Here is a 15,331-nt window from a genome sequence, read left to right as displayed (position 1 = left end):
GGACCTTTCGGGTGTTCGCGCTGTGTGGGCTTTAAAGGGAATGGGAAGCGGTCGTCTCAACCTGCTTGCCATGGAAATAGTTGGACGGACCTGTGCGGCGGAATTCTTCGCGAAAATGCGTCGGTTGCGGGCCGGTTGCTCCGGGGGCTGCATCAGCCAGATAGGGTCCAACCGCTGCGCCGGGTTGTTGCTCGGCTTCCAAAAGGCGAAGCTGCGCATCAGCTTCGTCCGTCAATAGGACAGCCTCAGAAAGAAAACGGGTCCACTCACCAGCTTCTGTGAGATAGATCACGTCGCCCTCGATCAGGGCATTGGCGGTGACGACTTTGGGGGTAAAGGCTTGGGCCATCAGGCTTGCTCCTGCACAAGAGGTTGGGAAAGGGGGGCGGACACGGCACGGGGAGACAGACCGAGGAGCGCAAGCGCGGGGCCAGTCAAAGCCGCGTCCGCCAGATCAGAGGGCAAAGCCGCGAGAGTGGTCGACACCACCCGCTGATCATGACGCGAGGCATTTTCGACAAGCGTCAGGGGAGTGTCGGGGAGTGCGCCATGCATCAGCAGACGCCCTTGAATGAAACGGGCCGCCTTTTTGCCCATGTAAATGGCTGCGACTTGATCCGGGGCGGCCAGTTCACGCCAGTCATGATCGGCAAAGCCTTTCATGTCGTGTCCGGTTAGAAACCGGACCGAGGCATTGCGGCCGCGGCGGGTGAGGCTTTGGCCGATGGCGGCAACCGAGGCCGACGCGGCGGTGATTCCCGGAACAACATGCCAGCTGATGTCTGCAGCGGTGACGGCCTCAATCTCTTCGTCCAGACGGCCAAAGACCGTGGCATCGCCACCCTTCAGGCGCACGACCTGCGCGCCCTTCAGGCCATGCTCAACAATCAGAGCGTTGATGTCGTCTTGTGCCGTGGACGGGCCAAAGCCCTGTTTGCCAACATCCAGAATGGTGGCTTCGCGGCGGACAAGTTCGAGAATTTCGGCGCTCACTAGGCGGTCATGGATTACCACGTCTGCGGTATCCAAAGCTTTGCGGGCTTTCAGGGTCAGCAATTCGGGGTCGCCGGGGCCCGCGCCGACAAAAGCGACGTGGCCTTCTTTGGTCTCAGTACTCAGATGTTTTGTAAGCAGGGTTTCAAGAACGTCTTTTGCTTTGGCCTCATCTGCCAGGCGGGGGCCTGCGCCCAGAAAGTAGTCGCGCCAAAAATCCCTGCGGGCGCGGCCAAAGGGCAGGGCATCAGCCGCGGAGCGGAAGGTTCGCCCTGCGCGTGCCAAAAGACCCAGCCGCGGCGACAGGTGTTCTTCTAGATCTGCCTTAAGGGCGCGCGCCAGAACCGGGGCTGCGCCTTCGGTGCCGATGGCAATGGTCACAGGATCGCGGTCAACGATGGCGGGAGTGATAAAGGCGCTGTCAGCAAGATTGTCGACAATGTTGGCTGGGATGCCAGTTTTGGTCGCCATTGTGGCCGTGCGGCTGTCCAGAAAGGCGTCTTCATCTGCGGCATAGATCAAAACAGCGCCTGTCAAATCCGCTTGGGTCACCTCGCGTTGATGCAAAGCCAAGCGACTTTCATTGGCCCAGCCCACGATCTCGGCCGCTGGATTGGGTGCGAAGACCTCAATCCGGGCTTCGGTTTTCAAAAGCAACCGCAACTTGGCCAAAGCCGCCGCACCACCGCCCGAAAGGACGATCTTGCGGCCCTCAACGGCCAGGTAGATGGGAAAATGTTTCATCTCGGGTTTGCTCATGCGTTGGTTTGTGATTGCTATATAGGAAATTTTCCCATATTTGCGCTACCCATGGGTCAAAAAAGAAACAGACGTTCTGCTTTGGTTGGCAAAATGTCAGGTTGTTCTAAATCAGAAAGGTTTTTGGAATGGCGTTGCGAATTGACGATATGGATCGGAAAATCCTTGAAGAGTTGCAGCGCGATGCGGCGCAATCTTTGGACGAAATTGCCAAAAGAGTGGGCTCTTCCAAGACGCCTGTATGGAATCGTATCCGCAAATTGCGCGAAGGTGGGATCATCAAACGGCAGACAGTTTTGCTGGATGCCGAAGCGCTGGGGTTTGAAGCCTGTTTTTTCGTATTGATCCGCACCAGCGCACATGAAGCCGAATGGCAGGCCAAGTTTTTACAGGCGCTGAATGATCGCCCGGAAGTGCAGGAAGCGCACAGGCTGGCCGGGGATATCGACTATATCCTGAAGGTACGCGTCGCCAATGCGCGGGCCTATGACGTGTTCTATCAGGCGCTGATTTCAGAGGTACGGGTGCACAATGTGACCGCGCTGTTGTCGATGGAAGAGATCAAATCGACCACGGATCTGCCGCTGGTCGGGGCAACCACCTGATCTGCCTGCGGCCTAGGTTCATTTACTGATCCTCGAATCCAGCACGTCGATTGCCTGTCGCGCATAATCCACCAGCAACAAGTACCGCCCTCCGTTAACAACGATATCCGGTGGCTCAATGCCGCAAACCAAAAGGGTCTGCTTCAGGTGCGAACCGGACAAAGGCACGTAGTCGGCATCCTCCCCGATTATCAGGTTGTAGAGTCTGCCTCCAAACCATGTGCTTCTTTGCTGAGCCTGCCGGGCAGTTGCGACCCGAAAACTCAAAACCTGATGCAGACCTTCATCGTCAAATGGAACCAGATCTGCGGCTGTACCAAGCGCAGATAACAGCGTTGAAGTGCCGGCTAAAACTGCTTCTCCGGCCGCATTTTTAGTTGGAGAAGGACCGCTTAGAATTTTCAGGACAGGTTTGGTCATCAGGAAAGCGTTCTCTCATAGCGGAGCGGTCAGGTTTCACCTGTTGGCAGATACATTTTTATCGCGAAACCATCAACCGTTCCAGACCGTGGAAGTGATAGACGTTGGCGTATTGCGGCGGCTCAACGATGTGCAGGCCGGGGCATGCATCAAACAGGATCGGCAGCGCGATGCTGAGTTCCAGTCGCGCCAGCGGAGCACCAACACAAAAATGCAGACCGCCGCCAAAGCTGGTGTTGGTCTGAATACAGCGGGTGGGATCAAACACGGCCGGGTCTTTCCAGACCGCCGGGTCGCGGTTGGCCGCCCCCAGCAACAAAGCCACTTCGTCTCCGCGCTGAAATCGATGGCCTGCGATGTCGATGGTTTCATAGGCATAGCGTGTGAACATATGCAGAGGTGGATCGTAGCGAAAAATCTCTTCAACCGTTTTGTCGATGGCGTCCGGCGCAAAGGCACTGGCCGGTGTGTTGTACTCCAGCAAAGTTTTCACACCATTGCCAAAGCTGTGCACCGTGGCTTCGTGACCGGCGTTGAGCAACAGGATACAGGTGGTGATCAATTCATCCGTACTCAGCCGCTCGCCGGCTTCTTCGGCGGCAATCAACTCGCTGAGCAGGTCGTCGGATGGGGTTTTGCGACGTTCATCAATGTAGGAGCGAATGTAATCCGAGAACTCTTGCGAAGCTGTGGCGGCGGCGGATTCAATTTCTGGTGTGCGGCGGGCCTGATACATCGACACCATGGCGTTGGACCATCCGAGCAATTGTGGCCCCATCTCTTCGGGAACCCCCAGAAGGCGGCAGATCACCCGCACAGGCAATGGCGCTGCCATGGCGTGCATCAGATCAAACGGCTCGTCAGGAAAGGCATCAATCTGTTCGTGGCACAAGCTGGTAATGTCGCCTGACAAAGCTTTGATCCGCCGGGTGGTAAAGGCGCGTAGCACCAAGCTGCGCAGCCTGGTGTGGCGTGGGGGCTCCAGTTCGAGCATGGAATGCGCCTCAATCCGGTAAAAGGCCTCCAGATGTGGGGGATGAGCTTTGGCCTGCTCTGGCGGCACTTCGCGGCCAAATCGACGGTCGCGGAAAATCGATGAGACCAATTCATGCGAGATCGCGCAGGGCATGGCATAGTCTTCCCAATAGACCAGCGGCCCTTGTTGGCGTATCTTTTCGTAAAAAGCATAGGGGTTCTGAACAAAATTAGGCTCAGTCGGGGATTGGGTGAGAAGTTTCATACTTCCCATTTTTGGCAAGCGGCTGGTCAATGCAAGCGCGCAATTGCTAATCTGCCAAAATGAGAAGTTGGGTTCGACAACGCTTTGCGATTCTTGCGGTTTTTGCTGTCCTTTTGGTGACCGTGCCGGGAGGTGTCTGGCGATTGGGCTATAGCGAGGCTTTGGACCAGCTTGCCCAACAGGGCGAGGCCGACCTTGCATTGGCGGCTGACAGGCTGACCGCGCAATTGCAACGCTATCAGGAACTGGCGGTACTGCTGTCATCGCACCCTGTGCTGACAGGGCTTAGCAATGGGGGAGACCCCGAGGCCGCAAAGAACCTGTTGCTGGATGCGGCGGATAAGACGGCAGCCCTGAACCTCTATTACGTTGACACATCCGGCAAGACGCTCGCCTCGGCTTTTTCCATGCGGGGGCAGACGATTGTTGGCACGCCGCACTTTGAACGCGCGATGAATGGAGCGCTTGGCGTGCATCATTTGCGCAACCCGAAAACCGGCCTTCGCCATTTCCTGTTTGCTTCGCCCAGCTTTGCTCAAAACGGTCAGGTGAGTGGGGCTTTGGTGGTGAGTGTCGATATCGACTATGTTGAAGCCAACTGGCAGGGCGATGGCCCGGCCGTGTTCTTCATTGATCAGGACGGGCTGGTGTTTATCACCAATCGCGACGAGATGCTGTTCTGGCGGCGCAAGCCCGGCGACACTGGTCTGGTGCCCCCAGAAGGTGCGGCGCCCCCATTTTGGGATTATGAACGGGCAGGGCATGATTTGTGGCGGTTGGATTGGGGCGCTTATATCCCCGAACGAGGTCTGCACCTTGTGCATCCGATGCCGGTGATTGCAATGGTCGGAGAGGCGGTTCTGGATGTGCGTCCCGCCACTCGGCTGGCAAATCTTCAGGCGGCGGTTGTGGCTGCATTGATTTTTGCTTTTGGCGTGTTCCTTTATCAGGCTTTTCAGCGACGCCGCGTTCTGGCCGAGGCCAATGCCGTGCTGGAAGAACGTGTACAAACCCGCACCCGCGCCCTGACAGACACAAACGTGCAGCTGCGCCGCGAGATTAGCGAACGCCAAGAGGCCGAAGCAGCTCTGAAGCAGGCACAAGCCGATTTGGTTCAGGCTGGCAAGCTAAGCGCGCTGGGCCAGATGTCGGCGGGCATCAGCCATGAATTGAACCAGCCACTGATGGCCATTCAACAGTTTGCCGAAAACGGGGAGCAATTTCTGGAACGGGGTAAGGTCGAGGTTGCTGGTGAAAACCTGTCCCGCATATCGGCGTTGGCAGGACGCATGGCACGCATCATCCGCAACCTGCGCGCATTTGCCCGCAATGAAAGTGAACCCATGGGCAGGGTCGATATTGTTGCTGTGATTGAAAGTGCGCTGGAGATGACAGAAGCACGGATCAGGCGGGACGAAATAGCATTGGAATGGAACGCGCCCGATGTGTCCGTGTGGGTGCGTGGCGGAGAAGTGCGACTGGGGCAGGTGCTGGTCAACTTGATCAGCAACGCCGCTGACGCGATGGAAGGAACCAAAGCTCGGGTGATCCGCATTGCGGTTGAGACTTCGGACCGGGTGATCATTCGTGTAACCGACAGCGGCCCGGGCATTGAAGAGCCTGAAAAGATTTTTGACCCGTTCTTTACCACCAAGGCAGTAGGCAGCGCTGAAGGCATGGGATTGGGGCTTTCGATTTCTTATGGTCTGGTGCAGTCCTTTGGCGGCGAGATCCGCGGCGCCAACGCCCCGGAAGGTGGGGCAGAGTTTACGGTCGAACTTGATTACTGGGCCGACAAGGAGCAGGCAGCATGATACGCAGGGTGCTTTTGGTAGATGATGACGTGGCGGTACGTGAAGCCTTGGGGCAGACGATCGAACTGGCAGATTTCGAGGCCGTTACAGCAGGATCTTTCATAGAAGCCAAAGACCACATATCGCCAGATTTTGAAGGTGTGATTGTCTCGGACATCCGCATGCCCGGGCGCGATGGGTTCCATCTGTTGGGATATACACATGATCTGGACGCTGACCTGCCGGTCATTTTGCTGACCGGCGAGGGTGATATTCCGATGGCCGTGTCCGCAATGGGCAAGGGGGCGTTTGATTTTCTTGAAAAACCCTGCGCGCCCAAGGAATTGGTCACGGTGATTAGACGCGCGCTGAACACCCGAACACTTGTGCTGGAAAACCGCCGTCTCAAGGCGCAACTGGAAACCGGTGATCCCGCGGCGCGGATGTTGTTTGGATCTTCTGATCTGTCCGAAAGTCTGCGCACGCGGGTGCGCAATGTGGCGCGCACCAGTGCCGAAGTTCTGGTAACGGGCGCGCCGGGGACAGGTATCTCAAAGGTCGCCGAGGTTGTGCATTTGTGTTCTCCGCTCAGTAAGGGGCCCTTTGGCAAGCAATCCGCTGCCGGTATGGATGTCGCGCGCTTTGAGCGGGCGGCGTGTGATGCCGCTGGTGGCAGCCTGTTTCTGGATGAAATCACGGCCATGCCGATGGACACCCAGTTCGCGCTGATGAACCTGATGGAACAAGGCGATCATCCCCGCCTGATCTTTGGCAGTACGGCGGATCTTGGTAAGGCAGTACAACAAGCGCTTTTGCATGCCGATTTGTTTTATCGGTTGGATGCGATGCAGGTGCGCATACCGTCGCTGGCCGAACGACCCGAAGATATTCCGATCCTGTTTCGTCAATATGTGTCTCAATCCGCCGAGCAGGCCGGTCTTCGGCCGCCCGAGGTGACCCCTGATCTGGTGGCCAACCTGATGGCGCGTGATTGGCCCGGCAACGCTCGTGCGTTGATGAGTGTGGCAATGCGGTTCGCGCTGGGCTTGTTGGACGCCGAAGAAGAAACCGGAGGCCTTGGGTTGGTGGATCAGATGGCGCAGGTCGAGCGGTCTTTGTTGCAGGAAGCGCTGCGTCGGGCCAAGGGACGGGCCTCTGTGGCGGCCGAGGCCCTGAAACTGCCGCGCAAGACGTTCTATGACAAATTAAGCAAACATGGTCTGAAGCCGGAAGACTTTAAGACTTAGCCAATGGTCGTGGTCGCCTGTTTTAGGAAGGCATCTGGCAGGGCGATAATTTAGCGAAGGCGTTGTGAACCGCCCAATGATCGGTCTATAGGGGGCGTTGATAAGCTGATCCAACGCTCGCGACCCAAAAGGCCCTTTCTCCTATGTCTGATCCCTGCATGAAAATGGTGTTGGTGACGCCGGAAATACCGTTCAATACAGGCGCAATTGGGCGCACTTGTGTGGCTCTGGATCTCGAATTGATCCTAATCAAACCTTACGGATTTTCCCTTGATGAGAAATCCGTTCGGCGGGCCGGAACAGATTATTGGAAGCATGTTCACCTCACGGAATATGACAGCTGGCAAAATTTTCTGGAGACGCGAAAACCACCGCGTGATGGCCTGTATTATTTTGAAGAGCATGGCGCGCAAAGCGTTTTCACACCGGACTATCAAGCTGATGCCTATTTGGTGTTCGGCTGTGAATCTAGCGGATTGCCTTCAACGATTTTGGACGGCAATGAGGATCGGGTGTTTAGTCTGCCGATGCGCAATCCATTGGTGCGATCTTTGAATCTGGCCAATGTAGCCACGGCGGTTGTGTATCAGGCTATGCGTACTCAGTTGAGTGGTTAAGCCCTACCTGTCGAAACGGGCGGGCTGAATATCATCCCGAGTTGCGGTCTCTAAATGGTTCCGTCACACCGCTCGGATTGATCCGTTCGGTGTATTTCCAAATCACGGCTGGCGGCAAAATCGCCTTTTACGTGGTCCCACCAACATCCCAAATATGATTTTTCGGCAGTGGCGTGAAACACTTCAGGAGCGCCTTGGTGCAAGTCGGGTAGGCGGGTCCATGGCACGTTTGGAAAGCTGTGGTGTTCGTTGTGATAGCCGGTGTTGAACAACACGCGATTGATCCAGCCATAGGTCGACCGGGTCGGGTTTTCCATGTCCATGCCGGGGTGTTCGCTCAGCGACTGGCCAAGGTTTGAAATGCCAAATTTGCCCAGGAAGATCGACAGGGACCAGACGTGATACAACAGCGCCCAAGGCCCGAGCAGAACCAACATCAGCAGATTTGACAACATCGACGTGACAATGAACGGGCGCATCTCTTTGTTTGTTGGGGATGTGCCGGTAAAGCGTTCAACTGGATCACGTTGAGGGCGACCGGAAGCCTTAGCGTAAAGGCGCGGTAAGATCGCATCCCCGAGCATAAATCCCAATGGTAAGACATGCAGGATCAACGTCAGAATCGTCAGCAAACGCTGCAGGGATGGGTGTGTGCGGCGTACATGCTGACGGGCCTGCAGCGCGCAGATGTCCTCATGTTCATAATCGCGCTCGTAATCCCCGACAAAGGGATGGTGGCTGGTGATGTGCTGGTGCTGGTAAATCAACTGCTTGCCATAGGACGTCAGGATGAACTCCAGCCCAAGGTCAAATCCCAGTTTCGCACGAGGCCCGCGAAACACCATTTTGTGACAGGTTTCGTGGATCAGCGATGCCGCAGAGTGATAGACGATTTGTCCGATGAAAAAGGCCGTCAGCCCAACCAGCAAAAAGCCCCCATCAGATACCAGCCAGGCGATCCCCCATTGGGCCGCCAGTAACACAGGCAGCGCCAGCGCTGTGCGCGGCTCGGTGCCGGACAGTTCCGCCAGTTCCGGGTGGGCCCGCAATGCTTCGCGCCGCATGTCGTTGTGACGGCGGGACTGAGGCGAAATGCCCGGCCTCGAGGTGCTTTCGGTGGTCATAGTGCATGGTCTCACGGTGGATTTGGACCTGCCATATCATGATCCAGTGCTTGTTCCTATGGAAGAGGTGGAAAAGCCACATCTGGGTGAGCTGTCGACAATGTAATCAAGCGCATCGTGGATTACGCTCTGTGCGGAATTCCGCACAAGTAGAAAATGACTTGTGTGAAAATTCGCACGATTTGCTTTTCGAATTTGACAGGGAGGTCTTGGAAATTCTCTTAGCGTACTGAAATAAAAGCGTTTTGATGCATTCTTAGACAAAGCAAAACTAAAGCTTGAGCGGTTTTTCGCCTCGAGTCAGTGTTTTTGGGTAACGCCCTGATTGGGGTGTAATTGATTAGACTGCATGAAAACCCGGGAGGAGACCCAATGAAATTTTTAACAACAGCCGCAACCGCACTGGCCTTGACCGTCACCGCTGGCACCACCGCTATGGCGGCTTGTGACGAAGGTGAGATCGTCATCAAGTTCAGCCACGTGACCAACACCGACAAACACCCCAAAGGCATCGCCGCCTCGCTGCTTGAGCAGCGTGTCAACGACGAGATGAACGGCAAAGCTTGCATGGAAGTGTTCCCGAACTCGACGCTCTACAACGACAACAAGGTTCTCGAAGCCATGTTGCAGGGCGACGTTCAGCTGGCGGCGCCTTCGCTGTCCAAGTTTGAAAAGTTCACCAAGCAATTCCGCATTTTCGATCTGCCTTTCATGTTCAAAGACGTGAACGCGGTTGATGCGTTCCAAGCTTCTGACGCAGGCCAGGGTCTGTTGGATTCGATGCAGCGCCGCGGCCTGCAAGGTCTGGCCTACTGGCACAATGGCATGAAGCAAATGTCAGCCAACGTACCCCTGGAATCGCCTTCGGACGCCAATGGCCTGAAGTTCCGTGTTCAGTCGTCGGACGTTCTGGTTGCTCAAATGGAGGCCATCGGGGGCTCGCCTCAGAAAATGGCGTTTTCGGAAGTATACGGCGCACTTCAGCAGGGCGTTGTGGACGGCCAGGAGAACACCTGGTCGAACATCTACGGCAAGAAGTTCTTTGAAGTTCAGGACGGCGTGACTGAAACCAACCACGGCATCATCGACTATCTGGTTGTGACCAATGTGGATTGGCTGGAAAGCTTGGATGCGGATGTGCGTGACCAGTTCCTGACCATTCTTGGCGAAGTCACCACCACACGTAACGCAGAATCGACCGCTGTGAATAACGCCGCGAAACAGTCGATCATCGATGCTGGTGGTACAATTCGCAGCCTGAACGCTGAGCAGCGTCAGGAGTGGGTCGACACCATGCGCCCTGTTTGGGACAAGTTCTCAAAAGACGTGGGCCAGGAAAACATCGACGCTGCACAAGCGATCAACGCGTCCATGTAAGCATGACGGTGCGCCCTTTACGGCGCACCTGACCTTGGGCGGGCCAACGAGTCCGCCCTTTTTTCAAACAAAATCGGGGACATGGGGACATGCAACATCAGCATAGTTTCGTGGACCGGATCGAGGAGACGCTGATTGCGATCCTCATTGGGCTGATGACCGTTGTAACTTTTGCCAACGTGATTGCCCGGTTCGGCTTTAACTCAAATATTCTCTGGGCGCTGGAACTGACAGTGTTCATGTTCGGTTGGTTGGTTCTTTTGGGGGCATCATATGCAGTGAAAAAGCATAGCCACCTTGGGGTGGATGCCATCATCAACATGGTGTCGCCTGCGACCGCACGCATAATGGGGATCATTGCGGTGGGCTGCTGCTTGCTGTTTTCGGTCTTTATGGTCAAAGGCGCCTATGACTACTGGGCCGTGTTTGCAGACCTCCCGCCTACAAGCGGACGTTGGTTCCCAACTGGTTTTGCCGACAAATTCCGATCGCAATCGTTCTACGAAGTGCAGGATGTGCCGATGGTGGGCTTCCTGCGATTCCTCGAGGATCTGATCAACTATGGTGACGAGTACGAAAAACTGCCCAAGGTGGTGCCCTATCTTGTGTTGCCAGTGTCGATGATCCTTTTGCTCTATCGGTTCATTCAGGCCGCGATGCAAATCGTGCGTGGTGAAACTGATCGTCTGGTCGCCAGTCACGAAGTTGAGGATGAAATCGAAGAAGTCCGGGCACAGCAGGGGGAGCATGACTGATGGAAGTAATTCTACTCTTTTCCATGGTGATCGGCCTTTTGCTGATCGGTGTGCCAATCGCGGTATCATTGGGTCTCTCGTCGATTCTGTTCCTGTTGTTCTTCTCGGATGCCACGCTGGCGTCTGTTGCGGGCACGTTGTTTGAGGCCTTTGAAGGACACTTTACGCTTCTGGCGATCCCGTTCTTCATTCTGGCGTCATCTTTCATGACCACCGGTGGTGTGGCGCGACGGATCATTCGCTTTTCCATCGCTTGTGTGGGGCATTTGCCCGGCGGTCTGGCGATTGCGGGTGTCTTTGCCTGTATGATGTTTGCTGCCTTGTCCGGGTCTTCTCCGGCGACGGTTGTGGCCATCGGGTCCATCGTGATCGCGGGTATGCGTCAGGTGGGTTACACCAAAGAGTTCGCCGCAGGTGTGATCTGTAACGCAGGCACATTGGGCATTCTGATCCCGCCTTCGATCGTGATGGTGGTTTACGCTGCCGCCGTCGAAGTGTCGGTGGGCCGGATGTTCCTGGCCGGTGTCATTCCCGGCCTGTTGGCGGGCTTCATGCTGATGGTGACCATCTATGGCATGGCCAAGGTCAAAAACCTGCCCAAAGGGGACTGGAAAGGCTGGGGCGAGATTGCCGAATCCGGCATGGAAGCCGGTTGGGGCCTGTTCCTGATCGTTATCATTCTGGGTGGTATCTATGGCGGTATCTTTACACCGACCGAGGCCGCCGCTGTGGCTGCTGTTTATGCCTTTCTGATCGCATCCTTCATCTACAAAGACATGGGGCCTCTGGCGGACCGGGGAAATGGCAAGGGCAAGTTATTGCGCAAGCCACAGGCCTTGGTCACGGCCTTCTTCCATGAAGACACAAAACACACGTTGTTTGAGGCGGGTAAGCTGACTGTCACGCTGTTGTTCGTGATCGCCAACGCGTTGATCCTGAAGCACGTTCTGACCGAACAGCAAGTCCCGCAGCACATCGCCGGTGCGATGTTGTCAGCAGGGTTCGGTCCGATCATGTTCCTGATCGTGGTCAACGTGATCCTGCTGATCGGTGGTCAGTTTATGGAGCCTTCGGGATTGTTGGTAATCGTCGCACCGCTGGTGTTCCCGATTGCCATCCAACTGGGCATTGACCCGATCCACTTGGGCATCATCATGGTGGTCAACATGGAGATCGGGATGATTACGCCGCCTGTGGGTCTCAACCTGTTTGTGACCTCAGGTGTGGCGGGCATGCCAATGATGAGTGTTGTGCGCGCAGCCCTGCCGTTCCTGGCCGTGCTGTTCGTCTTCCTGATTATGGTGACCTACATTCCATGGTTGTCGACCTTCCTGCCCAACACCTTCATGGGGCCGGAAATCATAACCCATTAAGGTTTCAGCCAAAGACAGAAAAAACGGCCTCCGAATTCAATCGGGGGCCGTTTTGTTTATGAAGCAGGGCGCTGCCCCTCGCGTTGAAAATGCAAAGATTTTCAACGCTCACCCCGGGATTTTTTAGACCAGATGATATTCAGGACGCGTCAAGCGCGTCGATGATCGCTTTGAAGTCATGGGATTTTAGACTGGCGCCACCCACAAGGGCTCCGTCCACATTGGGCACGGCGAAGATTTCGGCTGCGTTGTCGGGTTTGACGGATCCACCGTATAGCAGGCGAATGGCATCACCGGTCATGACGCCAAACCGTTTGACCAGTTCAGCACGCAAAATGGTATGAACCTCATCTATCTGAGCGATCTCAGGCACAAGACCTGTGCCTATCGCCCAAATAGGTTCATAGGCGACAACGGTGTTTTCGCCTGTGGCGCCATCGGGCAGGGATCCTGCCAGCTGAGCGGTGATCACATCCAGGGTTTGGCCGGATTGGCGTTCCTTCAGGCTTTCTCCGAGGCAAACCACTGCGGTCAGGCCGCTTGTCCATGCTGCGAGGGTTTTGGCGGCGACCTGAGCGTTACTTTCGTTGTGATCGGTCCGGCGTTCTGAGTGACCCAGAATCACATAGCTGGCACCGCAATCGGCCAGCATCTCGGCCGAGATATCACCAGTGTGCGCGCCCGTAGGGTTTGCGTGGCAATCCTGACCACCAATCTCTAGGGGGGTATCCGAGGCAACAATTGCTGCGCGTTCCAACAATGTTGACGGTGGACAAATCAGCAAATCCGTCTGGCGCGTTGGTGTTGCAGCGATTGCGCGTAACTCATCCTGAGCCGTACCCAATCCATTCATCTTCCAATTGCCTGCAGCCAATTTACGTCGCATGTGCCGTCCTCGTTCCTGTTGAGTGTCCCGTTCTCAACACTGAAACAAGACAGGTCAAGGACGGTAAATGCCGCACCTGTTGGTCTTCATCGGTGTTTCAGGTGTGGGTCACATCGAGTCAAATTTGATCGACTCACCGCATCCGCAGGCCTCGGAGACATTGGGATTGTTGAACTTAAACCCGGATTCCAGAAGGGAGACTTCGTAATCAATCTCGGTGCCGAACAAAAACATTTGCGCCATAGGGGCGATCATCACGCGGGCGCCGTCCTGTTCGATGACTTCGTCGTTCGGGTCAGTATCAGCCACGTAGTCCATGGTATATTCCATGCCCGCACAGCCGCCTTTTTTGACGCCGATGCGTAGGCCGGAATGGCCATCTTTGGCCATCAGCTTGGTGATCTGTGCCGCTGCTTTGGGTGTTAGCGTGACAGCTTGCTTTCCGGGAATGCCAAACATCAGCTTTCCTTCCTAACCAATTCAAAAATCACATGAAGCCCAATTCAAGACGGGCCTCATCTGACATCATTTCCATGCCCCACGGTGGTGACCATACCAGCTCAACCGCAACCGAGCGAACACCTGCAACGCCAGAAATGGCTTCTTCAACCCAACCCGGCATTTCACCGGCCACAGGACAGCCGGGTGCTGTCAAGGTCATGATCGCGCTGACATCGTTTTCTGGCGAAATCTCGATCGTGTAGATCAGGCCCAGATCATAGATGTTGACCGGAATTTCCGGGTCAAACACGCTGCGGCACGCCTCGACAGCTGCTTCGTGCAGCGGGTGATCTGTGCTCGATGGCGCGATCAAAGGGGTGCCCTCAACGGGGTCTGGTGCGTGGGTCATTGGTCTGTCCTGTCTCAATCCTGAGTGAACATATAGGGTTTAGGGCGGGCAAGGTCCAGAGCCCGCCCTCCGCTTGCGTCAGCAAAGCGCAGGATCAGTCGTTGATGTCGCTGTCAAAGGTTTTGACCTGACCGGTTGGCAGGGCAAAAAACCGACGCAGCACAAGCCAGGCCGCCAGTGACAACGCGGCAAACACCAGTAGCAACATCGCAGGCGACGCCAGCGAAAGAGGACCCAAAAGCATAAGGCCAACGATTGCCGCCCCAATGGCAAACCCAAGAAACACGAAACCCGGGGCCAAAACCTCAATAATCGCCAGCGCAAGGGCCGCGGCCAACCAAACCCACCAGATGCTTACGATTGCGCTCATTTTGAGCCACCTTTCAGCATGTTAAACGCATTGCCGAAGGCCTCGAGCGCCTGGGCGGGCACCAAAACCGTCTGGCTGCCTTCACTACCGCCAAGCGCATTCAGGGCTTCGACCTGTTTTAAGGCGACCTGATACTGGGCGGCTTCGATGCCGTTTTCACGGATGGCCACTGCCACAACCTGGGTTGCATAGGCTTCGGCGTCGGCCTGAATACGGCGCGCCTTGGCGATCTGTTCCGCTGCATAAAGCTCGGCGTCTGCATTCAGCTCGACCGCGCGCTTGGTGCCTTCGGCCTCGGTCACTTGAGCACGGCGGGCGCGTTCGGCGTTCAGTTGTTGAAGCATGGCGTCGCGGGTGGCCTGATCCAGATTCACGTCCAAGATCTCGGCGCGGGTGACTTCAATGCCCCAGTCATCTACGGCGTCCTCAACACTGGTTTGAATTTGGCCAATCAATTGGGCACGGTTGGACTGCACCTCATCAAGGTCCATTTTGCCGATTTCGGCCCGCACGATACCGGCCACAGTGGTGGCAATCGCTGCATCAACATCGCGGATACGGTAGACGGTTTTTTCAGGTTGAAGAATGCGGTAAAACACAGAGGTGTCGATCTGCACCAGAACGTTGTCTCGGGTAATCGCGTCTTGAGACGCATTGGGAAGCTGGCGTTCAAGGATTGAGATTTTGTGGCGGGCGACATCCAGAAATGGGACAATAAAGTTGATACCCGGCCCAAGAACCGAATGCAGGCGGCCGAAACGCTCAACAACAAACTTCTCGGATTGCGGAACAATTTTGATACCCCGCAAAACGATGACGATTAGAAAAATGGCCCCAAGGATCAAAACAAGGTTGCCGGACAAAAGGTCAATTATAAGGTCTTCTGGCATGAAACTCTCCACTTGGTATGCAATTGTATACA

17 protein-coding genes are annotated in these 15,331 nt (G+C 55.7%); 7 read left to right on the top strand and 10 right to left on the bottom strand.

Annotated features, from left to right (window positions below):
* Positions 1-31: 31 nt before the first annotated feature.
* Both BUC32_RS13710 and cysG read right to left on the bottom strand, forming a co-directional pair.
* Positions 32-349, bottom strand: a complete 318-nt coding sequence (locus tag BUC32_RS13710) for a DUF2849 domain-containing protein (RefSeq protein ID WP_073253853.1) — start codon at positions 347-349, stop codon at positions 32-34.
* Positions 349-1,737 (bottom strand): siroheme synthase CysG, encoded by a 1,389-nt coding sequence (gene cysG, locus BUC32_RS13705; protein WP_073253927.1) that lies wholly within the window; start codon positions 1,735-1,737, stop codon positions 349-351. Before cysG ends, BUC32_RS13710 begins: the two co-directional genes overlap by 1 nt.
* A gap of 143 nt (positions 1,738-1,880) precedes the next feature.
* Here cysG and BUC32_RS13700 point away from each other — a divergent pair, with 143 nt between their 5' ends.
* On the top strand, positions 1,881-2,357 hold the full coding sequence (locus BUC32_RS13700; RefSeq protein WP_073253850.1) for an Lrp/AsnC family transcriptional regulator: 477 nt from the start codon (positions 1,881-1,883) through the stop codon (positions 2,355-2,357).
* An 18-nt stretch (positions 2,358-2,375) separates the two neighbouring features.
* Here BUC32_RS13700 and BUC32_RS13695 read toward each other — a convergent pair whose 3' ends face one another.
* Positions 2,376-2,777 carry a hypothetical protein gene (locus BUC32_RS13695; protein ID WP_073253847.1) on the bottom strand — a complete coding sequence of 134 codons (402 nt, stop codon included), beginning with the start codon at positions 2,775-2,777 and terminating at the stop codon, positions 2,376-2,378.
* Positions 2,778-2,835: 58 nt separating this feature from the next.
* The gene (locus tag BUC32_RS13690) at positions 2,836-4,017 is read right to left on the bottom strand and encodes a cytochrome P450 (protein WP_073253844.1); all 1,182 of its coding nucleotides are present in this window, start codon (positions 4,015-4,017) and stop codon (positions 2,836-2,838) included.
* 59 nt (positions 4,018-4,076) lie between these two features.
* Between BUC32_RS13690 and BUC32_RS13685 the strand changes: the two genes are divergently transcribed.
* The 3 genes from BUC32_RS13685 (at position 4,077) to BUC32_RS13675 (ending at position 7,674) form a co-directional block, all read left to right on the top strand.
* Positions 4,077-5,831 carry a sensor histidine kinase gene (locus BUC32_RS13685; protein WP_073253842.1) on the top strand — a complete coding sequence of 585 codons (1,755 nt, stop codon included), beginning with the start codon at positions 4,077-4,079 and terminating at the stop codon, positions 5,829-5,831.
* The gene (locus BUC32_RS13680; protein WP_073253839.1) at positions 5,828-7,057 is read left to right on the top strand and encodes a sigma-54-dependent transcriptional regulator; all 1,230 of its coding nucleotides are present in this window, start codon (positions 5,828-5,830) and stop codon (positions 7,055-7,057) included. The genes BUC32_RS13685 and BUC32_RS13680 overlap by 4 nt, the downstream gene beginning before the upstream one ends.
* Before the next feature lie 143 nt (positions 7,058-7,200).
* On the top strand, positions 7,201-7,674 hold the full coding sequence (locus tag BUC32_RS13675; RefSeq protein WP_073253836.1) for a tRNA (cytidine(34)-2'-O)-methyltransferase: 474 nt from the start codon (positions 7,201-7,203) through the stop codon (positions 7,672-7,674).
* A gap of 50 nt (positions 7,675-7,724) precedes the next feature.
* Here BUC32_RS13675 and BUC32_RS13670 read toward each other — a convergent pair whose 3' ends face one another.
* On the bottom strand, positions 7,725-8,798 hold the full coding sequence (locus tag BUC32_RS13670) for a fatty acid desaturase (RefSeq protein WP_083599333.1): 1,074 nt from the start codon (positions 8,796-8,798) through the stop codon (positions 7,725-7,727).
* Between the two features lie 372 nt (positions 8,799-9,170).
* Between BUC32_RS13670 and BUC32_RS13665 the strand changes: the two genes are divergently transcribed.
* The 3 genes from BUC32_RS13665 to BUC32_RS13655 all read left to right on the top strand — a co-directional run bounded on the left by BUC32_RS13665 (position 9,171) and on the right by BUC32_RS13655 (position 12,303).
* Positions 9,171-10,175 carry a DctP family TRAP transporter solute-binding subunit gene (locus BUC32_RS13665; RefSeq protein WP_073253830.1) on the top strand — a complete coding sequence of 335 codons (1,005 nt, stop codon included), beginning with the start codon at positions 9,171-9,173 and terminating at the stop codon, positions 10,173-10,175.
* 89 nt (positions 10,176-10,264) lie between these two features.
* Positions 10,265-10,930, top strand: coding sequence for a TRAP transporter small permease (locus BUC32_RS13660; RefSeq protein WP_073253828.1), 666 nt, complete (start codon positions 10,265-10,267; stop codon positions 10,928-10,930).
* Positions 10,930-12,303 carry a TRAP transporter large permease gene (locus BUC32_RS13655; protein ID WP_073253825.1) on the top strand — a complete coding sequence of 458 codons (1,374 nt, stop codon included), beginning with the start codon at positions 10,930-10,932 and terminating at the stop codon, positions 12,301-12,303. The genes BUC32_RS13660 and BUC32_RS13655 overlap by 1 nt, the downstream gene beginning before the upstream one ends.
* A gap of 139 nt (positions 12,304-12,442) precedes the next feature.
* Here BUC32_RS13655 and tpiA read toward each other — a convergent pair whose 3' ends face one another.
* From tpiA to BUC32_RS13630, 5 genes are all read right to left on the bottom strand, one after another.
* Positions 12,443-13,189, bottom strand: coding sequence for a triose-phosphate isomerase (tpiA, locus tag BUC32_RS13650; RefSeq protein ID WP_073253822.1), 747 nt, complete (start codon positions 13,187-13,189; stop codon positions 12,443-12,445).
* A gap of 108 nt (positions 13,190-13,297) precedes the next feature.
* A complete protein-coding gene (locus BUC32_RS13645; RefSeq protein ID WP_073253819.1) occupies positions 13,298-13,648 on the bottom strand; it encodes a HesB/IscA family protein in 351 nt (116 codons plus the stop codon).
* Between the two features lie 28 nt (positions 13,649-13,676).
* Positions 13,677-14,039, bottom strand: coding sequence for an SUF system Fe-S cluster assembly protein (locus BUC32_RS13640; RefSeq protein WP_073253816.1), 363 nt, complete (start codon positions 14,037-14,039; stop codon positions 13,677-13,679).
* Positions 14,040-14,133: 94 nt separating this feature from the next.
* Complete coding sequence (locus BUC32_RS13635; RefSeq protein WP_073253813.1) at positions 14,134-14,409, bottom strand: NfeD family protein; 276 nt, start codon at positions 14,407-14,409, stop codon at positions 14,134-14,136.
* A complete protein-coding gene (locus BUC32_RS13630) occupies positions 14,406-15,299 on the bottom strand; it encodes an SPFH domain-containing protein (RefSeq protein WP_073253924.1) in 894 nt (297 codons plus the stop codon). Before BUC32_RS13630 ends, BUC32_RS13635 begins: the two co-directional genes overlap by 4 nt.
* Positions 15,300-15,331: the final 32 nt, after the last annotated feature.

The organism is Shimia gijangensis (assembly GCF_900142085.1).
Taxonomy (GTDB): Bacteria; Pseudomonadota; Alphaproteobacteria; order Rhodobacterales; family Rhodobacteraceae; genus Shimia; species Shimia gijangensis.
The sequence above is the reverse complement of the archived record's forward strand: the minus strand, read 5'-3'. Positions and strand labels throughout refer to the sequence as shown.